The following is a 15,526-nucleotide window of genomic DNA, read 5'->3' on the forward strand; positions in this document are numbered from 1 at the left end:
AAGGGGCCGCCCATCACCGGGCGGCCCCATCGGAGAAAGCATCGGGCGCGGGCCCCTGTTCCCGCGACGGGCGCGCGCGGACCGGTGCCGATCAATCCTGCAGCATGCGCTTCAGGAGTTCGACCTCCTCGGACAGGACCGTGTCCTCGCCGATCAGCTTGTCGATCTTGCGCACCGCATGCAGCACGGTGGTGTGGTCGCGTCCCCCGAAGCGGCGCCCGATCTCGGGCAGGGAGCGCAGGGTCAGCACCTTCGAGAGATACATCGCGATCTGGCGCGGCTTGACCACGGCGGCGGTGCGCCTCTCGGACAGGATGTCGGAGCGCGAGACGTTGTAGCGCGAGGCCACCAGCTTCTGGATGTCCTCGATCTTGATGCGCTTGGGCTCGCGGTTCTTGACGAGGTCGCGGATCGCGGTCTCGGCCGTCTCCATGGTCACGGCGGTGCCGGTGAGGGTCGCGTGCGCCAGGAGGCGGTTGACGGCGCCCTCGAGGTCGCGGCCGTTGGCGGTGATCGCCCGGGCGACGTAGCTCGCCACCGTCGGCGAGACCTCGAAGCCGGGATGGGTCACCCGCACCGCCGCCAGGCGGGCGGACAGGATCGAGGTGCGCAGCGTCTCGTCGAGGGTGCCGATCTCGACCACGAGACCGCCGCCCAGGCGCGAACGCACGCGCTCGTCGAGGGCTTCGAGCTCGGTCGGAGGCCGGTCGGACGCCACCACGATCTGGCGGCCGGCGTCGATCAGGGCGTTGATGGTGTGGCCGAACTCGGCCTGGATCGACTTGCCCTGGATGAACTGGACGTCGTCGAGGATGAGCAGGTCGATGGCGCGCAGGCGCTCCTTGAAGGCCAGCGCGTTCTGGGTCTTCAGGGCGTTGACGAAGCCGTACATGAAGCGGTCGGCGGTGAGGTAGATCACGCGCTTGCCGGATTCGCGGGTGGCGTGGCCGATGGCGTGCAGGAGGTGGGTCTTGCCCAGCCCGACCCCGGCGTGGAGGTAGAGCGGGTTGTAGAGGGCAGGGCCGCCGTCGTGGCGGGCGACGCGCTCGGCGGCCGCATGGGCCAGGGCGTTGGAGCGGCCGACGACGAAGCTCGTGAAGGTGAGGCGGTTGTCGAGCGGGGCACCGCTGAGGTCGCCGGCCTCGGGCCGGGCGGAGGCGGGCGCCTCGGTCTCGGGCACCGGCGAGGCGGCCTCGCCCTGGTGGAGGAAGGCCACGGACGCCGGTGAGGCCTGGAGCCGGGCCAGCGGGCTCGCCGGGGCGTTCACCTTCTGGGCGGCGGGCGCGACGCGGACGGGGGCGGCGGCGCCGCGCACCCCGACCTCGATGCGGGTGACCGCCTCGACTTCGCTGCGGAAGGTGTTGAGCACGCGGTCGAGGTAATGCGATTCGATCCAGCTCTTGAGGAAGCGGGTCGGGACGGTGAGACGGGCCGTGCCGGCGACCACCGCATCGAGTTCGAGGCGGGCGAACCAGCTCGCGAACACGTCCTCGCCGAGTTCCGCCCTCAGGCGGCGCTTGACGCGCGCCCAGGCGGCCGTGGCATCGGCGGCACTGGTCGCGTTCCTGCCGATCTCGCCGTCATCCGCCGCGCTGCCCTCGACCTGCATCATCGCTCTCCTCGCGCAGGGGACGGAGGACCGCCGCCGACGCGTACGCACACTAGACCGTCACACCGGTCCCGCAGCAATTCGCGGAACTCAGATCGTCGCCCGCGAGTCAACCCCGGATCGCGAGCTTTTGTCGATATGAGATGGCTATCAACAATTAGCTACGGTTCTCCTAACAAACCGAGCCGGCCGCACCGCATCGCGAGTCATCGAAGGGGAGTTGCGCGGCTCGCCGGAGTCGAGCGGAAGAGAAGATCTTGCGGTCGATTCGACGAGGTCTCAACAAAGCGTAAATTTTATCGCTCCAGGCGAGAGATCATTAATCTACACAGCCCCCCAAGACTCCGCAACGCCAAGGATTCGACTCCAGGGTTAACGCCCGCCGGTCCGTTCGCATGTCCCTCGCCGCCGGTCGGGGGTGCCGAAACGAAAGAAGCCCGGCCAGATGGCCGGGCTTCTTTCAGGACCGCTCCGAGGAGGGTGGTGTCAGGCGGCGAGCGCCTTGACCCGCGCGGCGAGCCGCGACACCTTCCGGGAGGCGTTGTTCTTGTGAACGATGCCGTGCTGGGCAGCGCGCATGATCTCGGGCTCGGCCTCGCGCAGGGCGGTGAGGGCGATGGACGGGTCGCCAGCGGCAATGGCTTCCTCGACCTTGCGGACGAAGGTGCGCATGCGGCTGCGGCGCGAGCGGTTCACGGCGGTCCGCTTCGCGATCTTGCGGGTCATCTTCTTGGCCGACACGGTGTTGGCCATGGTGGCATCCTCGTTCAGAATGAGGCGATGCCGACGAGCCCGTGGGCCTGAAGTGTCGGTCGTCGCGAAGGTTGTTCGGGCAATGGCGAAGCCGACGGGCTACGCGTTGCGCGGCATGTCGGCGAAGCGCGCTCTATAGACAGGAGCCGGCGCGCCGTCAACGCGAGGATCGGCCACGTCGCACCGCCGGCCGTGTCAGTCGCCCCCGCCGCAGCCTCCGCAACCACCGCCGCCGTTGCCACCGCTGCCGCATCCGCCGCCGGTGCCGTTCCCGGCGGACGTGGTCCGGACGAGGTCGCGGTAACCGGCGTGGGCGGTGCCGGCGAGGACCGCAGTGCCGGCCAGGGCGACGGCGAGGCTCAGTTCGGCGGCGATCGGCGCCCGGGCCGCGCGGGCATGGCACCGGCCGAGGTCCGCCAAGGCCGCGTCGCCTGCCCGCGTTCGCCGGGGCGGACGCAGGAAGTGAAATACGCCGAGCGCGGCCGTGGCCACGACCAGGACGACGAGGAACGCCACCGGCTTGCCACGCGACAGGCCGATGGCGACCGTGGTGAGGCCGAAGGCGAGGAGCCCGCCGAACAGGACGAGGGTCGCCCAGCGCAGGCGCCCCGCAGCGGCATCGTCGACCACGAAGCCGCGCCCGGCGAGCCGGAACCGGAGCGGACCCAGGCGCTCCTTCACCGCGGCGATCAACTCCTGTCGCGTGTAGGCCTGCCGCCCCCCGCCGGCGGACGCGATCGCGGCCAAGGGCGCGAAGGCAGCGGGAAGGGCGTGGGCTACGCCCGCCGTCGCGATCCGCTTGGGCCGGGTCTCGGTGAGGACGCCGCCCGCCGCGAGGATCGCCACGGCGAAGGCATCGGCGACGCGGGGGGCGCCGCCGGCGAGATAGGCGATCGCCATCGCGTCGAGGTCGCGGACGGGGCCGGGGACGCCCGCACCCTTCAGGACCACATGCAGTACCCGGTGGGCTGCGACCACGCACAGGGTGGCGCCGAGGTAGAGAACGAGGAACGGTCCGCCGGTCGGGTCGAAGGAGCCGAGCCCGGCCACGTTCATAGGGGCAGCCCTTCGCCCACCGGCTCTCCGCCCGGGCGCAGGACCGACGGCCGGCCCCAAAGCGGCAGGCGCGGGCGCGGCAGGACGAGGTGCCGGCGCATGTCGACGCAGCGGTAGCGCGGGGCGGGCCCGAACCGTTGGGCCGTGCCGGGCCAGAACAGCGGGTCGGGTGGGCCGAAGCGCACCTCGTAGCGCACGAGGGTCTGGGCGTATTGCTCGCGGTAGCGGGCCTGTTCGGCCGGGCCGCCCTCGGTGGGATCGTGGTGGAGCGGGCGTCGCAGGACCTCGCCGCACCAGGCGTCCCAATAGTCCCGCGAATAGGTCAGGTGCAGGTGCCAAACCTCGTCCACCTCCTCGCTCGGGGTGACGGGCAGGGCGCCGGTGACGGCCAGAAAGCAGAAGCGCCGGTATTCGCCGATGGCGGCGTGCGCGACATCGAGGGGCCAGCCCCGGTCCCGGGCGAGGCGCCCGGTGAAGGTCAGGCGGTGCTCGGGCCGCTCGAAGTCGTGCGCCGCGATGCGGATCCAGAGATCCACGTCCGAGGGATCCCAGCCCGTGCCTGTCCGATCCGACATCACGTCCCCCTTCAGAACGAAACGGCGCCGCGAAAGCCATCGGCCGGCCCGGCATCGGGCCCGTCGCGCCAGAAATGGTCTGGCACGCGACGATGGTCCCGACCAGATCGCTCCGGCGCGATCGATCAGACCGCTACCTTGACGCACGTGCGACCTTCGACAGAGTCTCGAAGTGCGAGACAGGAGACCAGCGCATGCGGATGATCTTCGTGAACCTGCCGGTGAAGGACCTTCCGGCCTCCAAGACCTTCTTCTCGGCCCTCGGCTTCGCCTTCAACCCCGACTTCACCCACGAGACCGCCGCCTGCATGGTGGTGTCCGACACCATATTCGTGATGCTGCTCACCGAAGCCCGCTTCCGGGACTTCATCACCGGCGAGATCTGCGACGCCACGAAGGCCAACGAGGTGCTCACCTGCCTCTCGGCGGACTCGCGCGAGGCGGTGGACGACATGCTGGCCAAGGCGCTCGCGGCCGGCGCGAAGCCGTGGAAGCCCAACATGGACTACGGCTTCATGTACGGCTGCAGCTTCCAGGACCTCGACGGCCATGTCTGGGAGCTGATGCACATGGCTCGGCCGAACGACGACGCCGTCCCCGACGCCTGACGGCCCTCAGCCCGGCGGCACGGTGGTATCGGCCGAGCGCGACAGCAACGTCGAGGCGAGGCTCGCCGGCGCGAAGGTCGCCACGAGATGGATCGCGATGATGGGTGCGAACACCAGCGACATCATCACGAGCATGATGACCGCCACGTTGGCGTCGCGCGGCTTGGTGCGCGACTTGGCGGAAGAACCCGCACGCGAGGCGCGGGAGAATGCAGGGAACAGGGTCATGGGCTCACCTCGTTCGACCGGCCGCCGGGGGCCGGTCGCGGGCGAGCCCGATCAAGCGATCAGGCGGGCAGCACGCGGTCGGCCGAAGGCGGCGCGGTCCATCGACTACTGTCGCTGGGCATTGGGTTCAGTCGTTCCTATGGGGCCACCGGACCGGATCGTATCGAGGCCGACGGCGGCCCTCGAATGATGCGGTGCGAGGGGTTAGTCAAGGCTTAACGCGCCGGGTCTCGCCGAGTTCGTTTCCGGCGTCGTCGGCCCTTCGAGGCGGGCGGGGAAGCGCGCCACCAGGCGCCGCGCGACCTCGTCCTTGTCGAGGGTGGGCCAGGTCTCCAGCGCGCCGTCGGGCGAGAGGAGGTGGACGGTGTTGTGCGAGCCGCCCATCACGCCGCCTTCGGCCGAGACGTCGTTGGCCACGAGGAGGTCGCAGCCCTTGCGGTTGAGCTTGGCCCGGGCGTGGTCGAGGACCGTGTCGGTCTCGGCGGCGAAGCCGACCACGAGGGCCGGGCGCCCCTCGGTGCGCCGCGCGATGGTGGCGAGGATGTCGGGGTTCTCGACGAGGCCGAGGGGAGCGACCGTGCCGCCGTCCTTCTTGATCTTGCCCGGACGCCATTCGGCCGGACGCCAGTCGCCGACGGCGGCGGCGAAGACCGCCACGTCGGCGGGCAGGGCCGCCTCGACGGCCGCCAGCATCTGCCGGGCGGTCTCGACACGCACCACCGCGACCCCGGCGGGATCGGGGATACCCACCGGTCCGGACACCAGGGTGACCCGGGCACCGGCGGCGGCGGCGGCGGCGGCGATGGCGTGGCCCTGCCGGCCCGAGGAGCGGTTGGCGAGATAGCGGACCGGATCGATCGGCTCGTGGGTGGGGCCGGAGGTGACGAGGACATGCCTGCCGGCGAGCGGCCCGCCGCCGGTCATGCCGGCGTTCTCGTCCGTGTTCCGGTCGGTGTTCCTGCCGGCGAGGAAGCCGAACCCGCCCTCGGGCCGGGCCGGCGCCAGCAGGGCTTCCACCGCGTCGGCGATCTCGTGCGGCTCCGCCAGCCGGCCCGGGCCGAACTCGGCCTCGGCCATGGCGCCGTCGTTGGGCCCGACCACATGGACGCCGTCGGCGATCAGGGTGGCGAGGTTGCGCCGGGTCGCCGGGTGCTGCCACATCCGCACGTTCATGGCCGGCGCGATCAGGATCGGCAGGGTGGTGGCGAGCAGGACCGTGGTGGCGAGGTCCGAGGCGTGGCCGTTCGCCATGCGCGCCATCAGGTTGGCGGTGGCCGGGGCCACGACGACGGCGTCGGCGTCGCGGGCGAGTCGGATGTGGCCGATCTCGGCCTCGTCGGCCCGGTCGAACAGGTCGGTATGGGCGCGCTCCCCCGCCAGCGCCGCGGCGGCGAGCGGCGTCACGAACTCCTGGGCCCCGGCGGTGAGCAGCGGGCGCACCATCGCGCCGCGCTCGCGCAGCCGCCGGATCAGGTCGAGGGCCTTGTAGGCCGCGATGCCGCCCCCGACGACGAGGAGGATGCGGCGGTTCCGGAGGGGGAGTGACGTGGCGCGACCGGTCGACATTCCCCGACCAATCACCGTCCCGTCGGTGCGGTCAAGGCCGTGGGCCTCCACCCGTAGGGCAATCGGGTGGCCCCGATCACCCTCGGTTTCCGACTGGCCTCAAGCGCCGGCGGCCGCCTCCGCGACCTCGGCTATCACTGCGCTCGACGCGTTGTAGGACGGATGTCCTACAACGCCCGCTCCGCCGGGCGCTCTTCGCGCCCGAACGATCGACAATCGGGTTCCACCCGATTGTCCTGCCCGTGCGTCGCGACGCGTTGACCCATGCCTGGCCCCTCCCTAGGGTGCCGCGCTTCCCCAGCCCCCGTCGAACCGCGCGTTTCCCATCATGCCGTCGCCGCTTTCCCTCGACCCCGCCCTCATCGAGGCCGCCGCCACGGCGACCGCCTGGCCCTTCGAGGAGGCGAGGAAGCTGGTGGCGCGGATCGAGCGCAAGCCGAAGGCCGAGGTCCTGTTCGAGACCGGCTACGGCCCCTCGGGGCTGCCGCACATCGGCACCTTCGGCGAGGTGGCGCGGACCTCGATGGTGCGCCACGCCTTCCGGGTGCTGACCAACGACAGCGTGCCGACCCGGCTGATCGCCTTCTCGGACGACATGGACGGCCTGCGCAAGGTGCCCGACAACGTGCCCAACAAGGACATGCTGATCGGCGCCCTCAACCAGCCGCTGACCCGCGTGCCCGACCCGTTCGGCACCCACGACAGCTTCGGGGCGCACAACAACGCCGAACTGCGCCGTTTCCTCGACGCCTTCGGCTTCGACTACGAGTTCCGCTCGGCCACCGCCTGCTACCAGGCCGGGCTGTTCGACGAGGCCCTGCTCACCGTGCTCGACCGCTACGAGGCGGTGATGGCGATCATGCTGCCCTCGCTCAGGGCGGAGCGGTCGGCGAGCTATTCGCCGTTCCTGCCGATCCACCCGGTGACGGGAGAGGTGATGCAGGTGGCCATCGACGAGGTCCGGGTCGGCGCCGGCACCCTGGTCTGGCGCGACCCCAAGACGAACGAGGCCTACGAGACCCCGGTGACGGGCGGGCACGCCAAGCTGCAGTGGAAGCCCGACTGGGCGATGCGCTGGGTGGCGCTCGGCATCGACTACGAGATGGCCGGCAAGGACCTGATCGATTCCGTGAAGCTGTCGGGCGAGATCGCCCGGGCGCTCGGCGGCGATCCGCCGGAGGGGTTCAACTACGAGCTTTTCCTCGACAAGGACGGCAAGAAGATCTCGAAGTCGAAGGGCAACGGCCTCTCGATCGACGACTGGCTGGTCTACGGCACCGCCGACAGCCTCGCGCTGTTCATGTACAACAAGCCACGCGAGGCCAAGCGCCTGTTCGTGGAGATGATCCCACGGCAGGTCGACGACTACCTGACCTTCCTGGAGAAGTTCCCCGGCCAGGAGCCGGCCCAGCGTCTCGGCAACCCGGTCTGGCACCTGCACGCGGGCCATCCGCCGGCGGCGGAAGCCGTGGGCAAGGGCGGCGCGCTCACCTTCGCCATGCTCCTCAACCTCGCCACCGTCGCCAACACCGAGGACCCGGCGGTGCTGTGGGGCTTCATCCGCCGCTACGATCCGGAGATCGGGCCGCAGACCCATCCGGTCCTCGACCGGCTGGTCGGCCATGCGCTCGCCTATTTCCGCGACCTGGTGCGGCCGGCCAAGACCTACCGGGCGGCCACCCAGGAGGAACGGGCGGCGTTGGAGGACCTGTCGCAGACGCTGGCCACCCACGAAGGCTCCACGGATCCGGAGGGGCTGCAGGCCATCGTCTACGAGGTCGGGCGGCGGCATTTCCCCGACCTGTCGGGCAAGGCCAAGAGCCCGGACGGACGGCCGGGCGTGTCGCAGGCCTGGTTCACCACCATCTACAACGTGCTGTTCGGGGAGGCGCGGGGGCCGCGCTTCGGGTCGTTCGTCGCCCTCTACGGCGTCGCCGAGACCCGCGCCCTCATCGCCGCGGCGCTGGCGGGCGACTTCCTGCCGAAGCCGGCGGCGGCCTGAGGCGCTCGCGTCACGCCGATTGCAGCATCGCGTCGCCGCGGCGTCCGCCGAGGGTGCAGCGGTTCCGGCCCTGGCGCTTGGCGTCGTAGAGCGCCCGGTCGGCCTGGGCGATGACATCGCCCTGCGAGGCGCTCCCGCCGGCCGCCTTGACCGCGACCCCGATGCTGGCGGTGACGAACCTCGCGCCGTCGCGACGGCCGGGATGGGCGATGCCGAGGGCGGCGATCGCCTGCACGAGGCCGTCGGCGATCCGAAGCGCCTCGATCTCCGTCACGTCCCGCACCACCAGGGTGAACTCCTCCCCGCCGTAGCGCGCGCACACCCGGTCCGGGCCGTCCGCCGCCGAGGCAATGACCGTGCCGACGCTCAACAGGCACTCGTCGCCCCGCGGATGGCCGAGGGCGTCGTTGAAGAGCTTGAAGTGGTCGATGTCGATCATCATCAGGGCGGCGGGGCGATGGTCGGCGAACCATTCGCCCAGCCGCTCGTCCAGGAAACGACGGTTGGGGAGCCCGGTGAGGGCATCGGTGCGCGACAGGTCCTGGAATTTCTGCCGGTTGGCGTCCGCCTGTTCCGCCTTGAGGACGGCACGCACGGTCCTGAGGTAGTCCAGGCATCGACGGCGCTCGATCCGGTAATTGGCGTAGAGGCTGAAGATGCACGCCGTGGCGATCTGGACGACGAAGGCCGCCCGCAGGGCCGGATCGAGATCGGCCTTCGCCGCGAGGGCGACCACGACGACGGCGAAGGCCGCGACGGTGAACATCGCCGCATGCCGAAACCGCAGGGCCAGGAGCATGTTCCCGAAGACCAGGGTGAGGGAGAACTCCCCGAAGGTATAGTTCCCCAGCGGCGCGGCGGTGAGCCAGAACAGGAAGACCGGGAGCACGAAGGCGTTGACGATGCCGTTAAGCACCAGCCATTCGCGCTGCGCCGGGGACACGCGGCCGATGAGCCAGGCGAGTCCGAGGGAGACCGGCGTCACGAGGAACACCCGCGCGGTCACGGAGAGCCACAGGATGTCGGGCAGGAGGACGATGCTGGTCAGGTTGTAGGCGTTGTAGAGGATGAGGCCGACGTAGATGGCGTGGCGCAGGCTCGCCACGCGCTCCGCCCCATGCTCGGCCTCGTATCGCTCCTCCAGCTTCGGTTCGAAGCGGAGCCACCGATCGAGACCTTCGTGACCCCTCGACTCATCGAGAAGGAGAGCTGCCCGCTCCGACACCGTGACGATCCTCAAACAACGAGGGCGACGATGGCATGGTGTCGGTTAAGGCATCGATCGCCAACACCGACGTTTGATAGGATATCGGCACGATCTCTGCGACCGCGTCGTAGTCGTAACCCGGCCGGGTCTTTCATGCCCGAAAGCAGATCGACCCGGGGCTATGGCAGCGACCCGGGCTCGCCGATCTGGCGCAGGCTCGACGCCCAGACCCGCTCCTGCAGCGCCTCGTCGCGGGCCGCGGCCGAAACCGGCACCGGCCGGCAGCGCGCGAAATACAACCCGCTGACGCCCTCGACGTCGGGCGAGGTCGCCAGATGGAGCGAGGTCGCCGCCCCGTCGGACGGGGCGATGAGAAACGGGCGGATCACTTTCCAGGCGAGACCGAACCAGCCACCCGTGCCGCCGGCAAAGCCGGTGGCGACCACTCCGGGATGCAAACTGTTGGCGGTGACGCCGCTGCCGGCCAGCCGTCGGGCGAGGGCGGCGGTGAACAGCACGTTGCCGAGCTTGGCCTGGCTGTAGGCCTTGATCGCCGAGTAGCCCGTGGCCGAATCGGTGCCGATCCGGCCGCGCTTGTGCGCCATGGAGGCGACGCTGACGATCCGGGCCGGGGCACTGGCTTTCAGGAGATCGAGCAGTTCGAGGGTCAGGAGCATATAGGCGAGGTGATCGAGGGCCCAGGTCCGCTCGATCCCGTCCTCGGTGACGGCATGGCTGTCGAAGATCGCACCGGCGTTGTTCACGAGCACGTCGAGGCGGTCGTAGGCGGAGCGGACCTCCGCCGCGAGATGCCTTACCTGCGCCTGCGAGGACAGGTCGGCGACGAACGCGTCCACCACCGCCCCCGGCACGTCTGCGCGGATGGCCTGCGCCGAGCGATCGGTGCGGGCGCGGTCGCGCCCGACGATGCCGACCCTGGCTCCGGCTCGGGCGAGCCCCAGCGCCGTCTCGTGACCGATGCCGGACGTGGCACCGGTGACGAGACAGACCGTGCCGGTCATGTCCGCCGTCATCGGCCTAGAACACCGCCTGGCCGATGGCGAAAGCGACGACCACGATCACGAGGGCCAGCAGCAGGAACAGCCCGAACAGGATGCGGGCGAGCGAGCCGGCCCCCGAGGCGATTCCGGTGAACCCGAGGCCGCCGGCGATCAGCGACACCACGAAGCAGATGAGAGCCCATTTCAGCAAGGTCATGGTTGCGGTCCCGGTACGACGATCGAGCGACAACAACCCGGCCGGGAAAGCGTTCCGCCAAGCTTGATCGTGGTGGCGGCCCGAACGTCATGCTTCCGCGCGGCACAGCCGCGCCACGTCGGCGAGATAGGCCTTGGCGTCGATCTTCCTGAGCGAATTCTCGCTCTGGTAGCGGATGGTACCGAACACCTTGCGACGGGCCCAGGGGCGATCGTGCAGGCCGTAGACCCAGGCGACGTTGGTGAAGGAATTCGCGTCGCGCCCGTCGAGGAAGTAGCGGTTGTTGAGCCGCAGGGTGCGGGCGAAGCCCTCCTGGGGCGTGGGCGACCATTCGAGGATCTTCTTGCCCCAGTACATGCGCAGGTGGTTGTGCATGTAGCCCGTCACCCGCATCTCGGCCTGCGCCGCGTTCCAGTGGACGTCGTGCGTCCGGCCCTCGGCGAGGTCCTCGTCCGAATAGGCGTAGGGGCGCGGGTCGTCGGCATGCTCGGCCAGGGTCTTGCGCGCCCAGTCGGGCAGGGCGCCGTCGTAGGTGTCGTAGTCCTTCGTGAAGTGAACGTGGTTCATCGCGAGTTCGCGGCGCACGATCAGCTCCTCGAGGTACGAGGACTTGTCGTCGGGGGCGCCGGTCTTGGCGGCCCTGACCGCCACGGCGATCTCCACCGGCGAGATCTGTCCGAAGTGCAGGTAGGGGCTCATGTGGGAGGCGGCCCCCGCCTCGGGCCGGCCACGCTCGGCGCCGTAGCGGGCGAACGGCCCGGCGAGATAGGCCTTGAGCCGGCGCCGGGCTTCCGTGTGCCCGCCCTTGAACCGCTTCACCGGGGCCACCGACCGGTCGAGGGTGAGCCCGGCGAGCACGCCGTCCGGGTCGGCCGGATCGACCTCCCCCTTCAGCCGCAAGCCCTCGGCCCGGTGCGCGACCTCGCGCTCGGCGAGGGGAGCGATGAAATCGTCCATCAGGCGCTGGACCTTCGGGCGCAGGGTGCGGGCGGCGAATTCGTGCTTGGTCGAGGCGGTCTCCACCGGCACCACCACGTCGCCCTCCACCTGGATCACCCGGGTGCCGCCGGCCTCCCCGATCTCGGCGTACCAGTGCTTCTGGATCGACAGGTAGCCGCGGTCGAGGACGAGGAGCGCGGCCTTGCCCGCCAGGTCGCTCGCGAGGACGGCCGGCGAGGCCTTGCGCATCACGAAGGCGATCCCGCGCGCCTCGAGCCCCGCCTTCACGTCGGCCAGCCCCTGCAGCATGAAGGCGTAATGGCGCGCATTGGCCTCGGGAAAGCCGTTGGCGCCGTCGAGCAGCCCGAAGCAGACCACCACGGGGCAGCCGATGCGGTTGGCTTCCTCCACCGCGAATTCGAGGGCCGGATTGAAGGCCACCCGCTGCGATTGCTGCATGAGATAGAGGACGTAGCGCCCCGTCTCGCGGGGAGGGACGTCGTTGAGGACCCGCAGGCGGGCGGCCGGAATCGTCATCGGGTCGTGCTGCCTTCCATTGCCTGCCGCCGGACGGGATCGTTCAGGCCCGGCGTCTTTCATCGTTCGGCACCCGTGGCGGGCGGCCGAAGCGCGGGGTGATTCGCCGTCACGTCCCAGGCGCCGCGCATCTCAGGTCTCGAAGCGCCCCAGAGTGCAAGCGGTCGGACACCCGCTGCGACGCACGAGCGCAGATCGAGAGGCGCGCCCCGGCGCGTCGTCGAAACCCGCGTCCGATCAGATGTTTATCTCGTTCGCGCCCAATCGAACCGGCGACCGGCACTGGAACCGTCGCGGATTTTCGGCTGCGACATTTTGGAGACATGCCGACGGCAACGGGCAGACCTGCGGGAAAAGCGTCAGTCGTGCTGCCCCAACTCCCTTGCAATTTTTTACGGCTGCATCAGATTGTGCATTGCGGGACTGCGATGGCGTCGCGGTCCTGCTGCCCTCCTTGGGCGTTTCCTCCCTAGACTTCGGGCCGCCTTTCGGGGCGGCCTTTTTTCTGTCCGCAATCGCGCGCCGATCATCCTCGGGCGCGGGCGCGGATCATGAAGTTGTCGAAGGTGTATTCCGCCACCTGGAACCAGAGATACTCTTCGTTGCGGAACGTCTTGAGTGCATCGTGGAGCCGCTTGAAGTCCGGGTTCTTGGCGGAGAGATCGGCGTAGACCTCGTTAGCGTTCTTCAACGCGGCTTCCATCACCTCTTGCGGAAACGGACGCAGCTGCGCGCCGCCGGCCACGAGGCGACGCAGGGCGCCGGGATTGCGCGCATCGTACTTGGCCTGGACCTCGGCATGGACCTGGGCGGCAGCGGCCTGGAGCACCGCCTTGTAGGGCTTCGACAGGGCCTTCCACTGCTCGGCGTTGATCCAGGCGAACAGCAGCGAACCGCCCTCCCAGAAGCCGGGATAGTGATAGATCGGTGCGACCTTCTGGAGACCGAGCTTCTCGTCGTCGTAAGGGCCGATCCACTCGGCGGCATCGATGGTCTTGGCCTCGAGCGCCCCGTAGATCTCCGGTCCGGGGGTGGTCTGCGCCACCACGCCCAGCCGCGACAGCACCTGCGCCCCGAGGCCGCCGACCCTCAGCTTGAGGCCCTGCAGGTCGGAGACGGCCTTGATCTCGCGCCGGAACCAGCCGCCCATCTGCGCGCCGGTGTTACCCGCCGGCAGGGCGACGAGCCCCTGCTTGCCGAACACCTCGCCGAACAGGTCGGCCGCTCCGCCCTGGAGCCACCAGGCGCTCTGGCCGCGGGCGTTGAGGCCGAACGGCAAAGCGGTGGCCAGGGCGAAGACCGGGTCCTTGGCGAGGGTGGCCGGGCCGTAGCCCATCTCCACGGTGCCCGCCGAGACCGCCTCGATCATCCCGTCCGCGGCCACCGGCTCGCCCGGGGCCTGGACCTGGATCTGGAAATGCCCGTCGGTGGCCTCCGCGACACGGCGGGACAGGGCCTCGGCCGCACCGAACAGGATGTCGAGCCCCTTGGGATAGGTGCAGGCCAGGCGCCAGCGCACGTCCGGCGCGGTCTGGGCGAGAGCGGGCGCGGCCAGACCGCCGGCGAGACCGGCGGCGGTCAGGCCGGCACCGGCAAAGCCGATCACGGTACGGCGCGGAACGGAGGGGGCCATGGGTTTCGTCGCTTCCTCAGATGACCGGGGGCACGGGCGGGCCGCCCGGTACGAACGGGACAGGACCGGAAACGATCCCGGCGGCAGGGTTCCGAACCCGGACGGGCATCCGGCGGCCATCGGATGGTGCAGGGATCCGGGCGCGCCCGAGGATCAGTTGGCGTTGGCGTAGGTGAAGGCCCCGTCCTTCCAGACGTAGAGGACGTAGCCCTGGGCGGTGACGTCACCCTTGGCGTCGAAGCCCACCGCGCCGAGCACGAGGTCGAAGCGTTCCGCGTGCAGGGTCGCGGCGATGCGGCGGGGATCGGTCGACCGGGCGAAGTTGCCGGCCGCGGCGAGCGCCTGGAGGGCGGCGTAGCCGTAGAGGGTCGACCCCTCCGGTTCCGTGCCCTCGGCCTTGAAGGCCTGCACCGCCTGGGCCGCCTCGGGCTTGCGGCGGGGGTCGAGATAGAACGTCATCAGGACCCCGTTGCTGGCGGGGCCGGCGATGGCGGCGAATTCCTGGGTGGCGATGGCGGAGGTGCCGAACCATTGCGGCTTGAACCCGCGCTCGGCCGAGATCCGCACGAGGCGGCCCATCTCGCGGGCGTCGCCGCCGTAGTAGACCACGGCGATCCCCGCCTCCCGGAGGCGGTCGGCCAGTGCCATGGCGTCGGCGTCGCTGGGGGTGAACTGGGTACTCACCGCCTCGTTGATGCCGATCCGGTTGAGGTTCTCCTTGGTCGCCGCGGCGAGGTTGCGGGACGCGGGCGTCTGGTCGCTGAGGATTGCGATCTTGCGGTCGCGGAACCGCTCGGCGAGCACGGTGGCCGAGAGCTTGGCCTGATCGTCGTCCCGCCCGCAGACCCGGAACACATTGGGAAGGCCGCGGTCGGTGAGCTTGGCGGCCACGGAGGCCGCCGTGATCATCACGGTGCCGTTGCCGGCATAGACGTCGGAGGCGGCGATCGAGGCGTTGGAGCAGACGTGGCCGACCACGAGGCGCACGTCGCTGGTGGCGTAGTGGTTGGCCACCGCCACGGCCTTGTTGGAATCGCAGGCGTCGTCCTGGACGTCGAGGCGGATGGTGCGGCCGTCGAGGCCGCCCTTGGCGTTGAGATCCCGGGCCGCCGCCTCGACCCCGCGCAGGACCTGCTCGCCCACCGCCACGTAGGCGCCCGAGCGCGGCACCGCGACGCCGATCACGACGTCGGTCGTCGGGGCCGCGCAGACGGCGATGGAGGCGACGGACACGCCTGCCAGTGCCAGCAGCGGTCCCACCAGTCCGAGCACGACGCCCCGTCTCACCGCCTCTCCCGACCTCTCGAAGAACGCAAGGCAAACGGGCCGGCCGCGCCGCTTGCCGATGGACCGTGCGACCCCTGCGGGATCGCACGCCCGAACGCAAGAGGCGAGATCAGCGCGAGACGGAGTAGACCGACGCGGCAGACGCCACGGGGCTCGCGACGGTGGAGAACACGGAGAGGACCTTCTGGACCTCGGAGAAGGGTGCGTTTGAGACGTAGATGAGGTCGCGGTTTCTCATGCGGAAGGCCTGGGTGAGGAACAGGCTGTTGGGGTCGCGCATGTTGATGCGGTAGACGACGGGCACGAGG

At 70.2% G+C, this 15,526-nt stretch carries 14 protein-coding genes and 1 pseudogene; 2 read left to right on the forward strand and 13 right to left on the reverse strand.

Features of this window, described 5'->3' with window-relative positions; genetic code table 11:
- Positions 1–91 precede the first annotated feature (91 nt).
- From dnaA to ASF39_RS22250, 4 genes are all read right to left on the reverse strand, one after another.
- Complete coding sequence (gene dnaA, locus ASF39_RS05960; RefSeq protein ID WP_055882409.1) at positions 92–1,609, reverse strand: chromosomal replication initiator protein DnaA; 1,518 nt, start codon at positions 1,607–1,609, stop codon at positions 92–94.
- 486 nt (positions 1,610–2,095) lie between these two features.
- Positions 2,096–2,362, reverse strand: coding sequence for a 30S ribosomal protein S20 (gene rpsT, locus ASF39_RS05965; RefSeq protein ID WP_055882157.1), 267 nt, complete (start codon positions 2,360–2,362; stop codon positions 2,096–2,098).
- Positions 2,363–2,557: 195 nt separating this feature from the next.
- Positions 2,558–3,418, reverse strand: coding sequence for a TIGR04222 domain-containing membrane protein (locus tag ASF39_RS22245; protein WP_056281853.1), 861 nt, complete (start codon positions 3,416–3,418; stop codon positions 2,558–2,560).
- Positions 3,415–3,993 carry a hypothetical protein gene (locus ASF39_RS22250; RefSeq protein WP_056281858.1) on the reverse strand — a complete coding sequence of 193 codons (579 nt, stop codon included), beginning with the start codon at positions 3,991–3,993 and terminating at the stop codon, positions 3,415–3,417. Before ASF39_RS22250 ends, ASF39_RS22245 begins: the two co-directional genes overlap by 4 nt.
- A gap of 194 nt (positions 3,994–4,187) precedes the next feature.
- Between ASF39_RS22250 and ASF39_RS05980 the strand changes: the two genes are divergently transcribed.
- Positions 4,188–4,601 carry a VOC family protein gene (locus ASF39_RS05980; RefSeq protein ID WP_056281861.1) on the forward strand — a complete coding sequence of 138 codons (414 nt, stop codon included), beginning with the start codon at positions 4,188–4,190 and terminating at the stop codon, positions 4,599–4,601.
- A 6-nt stretch (positions 4,602–4,607) separates the two neighbouring features.
- Here the strand turns inward: ASF39_RS05980 and ASF39_RS05985 are convergent, their stop codons facing one another.
- Both ASF39_RS05985 and ASF39_RS05990 read right to left on the reverse strand, forming a co-directional pair.
- On the reverse strand, positions 4,608–4,829 hold the full coding sequence (locus ASF39_RS05985) for a hypothetical protein (protein ID WP_056281864.1): 222 nt from the start codon (positions 4,827–4,829) through the stop codon (positions 4,608–4,610).
- Positions 4,830–5,033: 204 nt separating this feature from the next.
- Positions 5,034–6,395 carry a phosphopantothenoylcysteine decarboxylase gene (locus ASF39_RS05990; protein WP_056281867.1) on the reverse strand — a complete coding sequence of 454 codons (1,362 nt, stop codon included), beginning with the start codon at positions 6,393–6,395 and terminating at the stop codon, positions 5,034–5,036.
- Positions 6,396–6,723: 328 nt separating this feature from the next.
- Here ASF39_RS05990 and ASF39_RS05995 point away from each other — a divergent pair, with 328 nt between their 5' ends.
- Positions 6,724–8,397 carry a lysine--tRNA ligase gene (locus tag ASF39_RS05995; RefSeq protein WP_056281871.1) on the forward strand — a complete coding sequence of 558 codons (1,674 nt, stop codon included), beginning with the start codon at positions 6,724–6,726 and terminating at the stop codon, positions 8,395–8,397.
- Positions 8,398–8,407: 10 nt separating this feature from the next.
- Here ASF39_RS05995 and ASF39_RS06000 read toward each other — a convergent pair whose 3' ends face one another.
- The 7 genes and pseudogenes from ASF39_RS06000 to ASF39_RS06030 all read right to left on the reverse strand — a co-directional run.
- Positions 8,408–9,502: a GGDEF domain-containing protein gene (locus tag ASF39_RS06000; RefSeq protein WP_156648412.1), complete on the reverse strand. Its 1,095-nt coding sequence runs from the start codon at positions 9,500–9,502 to the stop codon at positions 8,408–8,410.
- Between the two features lie 281 nt (positions 9,503–9,783).
- Positions 9,784–10,626 (reverse strand): SDR family NAD(P)-dependent oxidoreductase, encoded by an 843-nt coding sequence (locus tag ASF39_RS06005; protein ID WP_056281877.1) that lies wholly within the window; start codon positions 10,624–10,626, stop codon positions 9,784–9,786.
- 16 nt (positions 10,627–10,642) lie between these two features.
- Entirely contained in the window at positions 10,643–10,822 is a 180-nt protein-coding gene (locus tag ASF39_RS06010; RefSeq protein WP_055882123.1) for a DUF1328 family protein, read from the reverse strand.
- Between the two features lie 87 nt (positions 10,823–10,909).
- Positions 10,910–12,298, reverse strand: a complete 1,389-nt coding sequence (locus ASF39_RS06015; protein ID WP_056281880.1) for a deoxyribodipyrimidine photo-lyase — start codon at positions 12,296–12,298, stop codon at positions 10,910–10,912.
- A 526-nt stretch (positions 12,299–12,824) separates the two neighbouring features.
- A complete protein-coding gene (locus ASF39_RS06020; protein ID WP_055882113.1) occupies positions 12,825–13,931 on the reverse strand; it encodes an ABC transporter substrate-binding protein in 1,107 nt (368 codons plus the stop codon).
- Between the two features lie 153 nt (positions 13,932–14,084).
- On the reverse strand, positions 14,085–15,179 hold the full coding sequence (locus ASF39_RS06025; RefSeq protein ID WP_244472295.1) for a branched-chain amino acid ABC transporter substrate-binding protein: 1,095 nt from the start codon (positions 15,177–15,179) through the stop codon (positions 14,085–14,087).
- A gap of 148 nt (positions 15,180–15,327) precedes the next feature.
- Positions 15,328–15,526, reverse strand: a pseudogene (locus ASF39_RS06030) (sugar transporter); the annotation flags it as partial.

The organism is Methylobacterium sp. Leaf108, from assembly GCF_001423265.1.
Classification (GTDB): domain Bacteria; phylum Pseudomonadota; class Alphaproteobacteria; order Rhizobiales; family Beijerinckiaceae; genus Methylobacterium.

Excerpts from the sequence above, each read along its gene's own strand:
- dnaA (WP_055882409.1), bottom strand. The coding sequence starts at position 1,609 with ATGCAGGTCGAGGGCAGCGCGGCGGATGACGGCGAGATCGGCAGGAAC.
- rpsT (WP_055882157.1), bottom strand. The coding sequence starts at position 2,362 with ATGGCCAACACCGTGTCGGCCAAGAAGATGACCCGCAAGATCGCGAAG.
- ASF39_RS06010 (WP_055882123.1), bottom strand. The coding sequence starts at position 10,822 with ATGACCTTGCTGAAATGGGCTCTCATCTGCTTCGTGGTGTCGCTGATC.
- ASF39_RS22250 (WP_056281858.1), bottom strand. The coding sequence starts at position 3,993 with ATGTCGGATCGGACAGGCACGGGCTGGGATCCCTCGGACGTGGATCTC.
- ASF39_RS06005 (WP_056281877.1), bottom strand. The coding sequence starts at position 10,626 with ATGACCGGCACGGTCTGTCTCGTCACCGGTGCCACGTCCGGCATCGGT.
- ASF39_RS06015 (WP_056281880.1), bottom strand. The coding sequence starts at position 12,298 with ATGACGATTCCGGCCGCCCGCCTGCGGGTCCTCAACGACGTCCCTCCC.
- ASF39_RS05990 (WP_056281867.1), bottom strand. The coding sequence starts at position 6,395 with ATGTCGACCGGTCGCGCCACGTCACTCCCCCTCCGGAACCGCCGCATC.
- ASF39_RS05985 (WP_056281864.1), bottom strand. The coding sequence starts at position 4,829 with ATGACCCTGTTCCCTGCATTCTCCCGCGCCTCGCGTGCGGGTTCTTCC.
- ASF39_RS05980 (WP_056281861.1), top strand. The coding sequence starts at position 4,188 with ATGCGGATGATCTTCGTGAACCTGCCGGTGAAGGACCTTCCGGCCTCC.
- ASF39_RS06020 (WP_055882113.1), bottom strand. The coding sequence starts at position 13,931 with ATGGCCCCCTCCGTTCCGCGCCGTACCGTGATCGGCTTTGCCGGTGCC.
- ASF39_RS05995 (WP_056281871.1), top strand. The coding sequence starts at position 6,724 with ATGCCGTCGCCGCTTTCCCTCGACCCCGCCCTCATCGAGGCCGCCGCC.
- ASF39_RS22245 (WP_056281853.1), bottom strand. The coding sequence starts at position 3,418 with ATGAACGTGGCCGGGCTCGGCTCCTTCGACCCGACCGGCGGACCGTTC.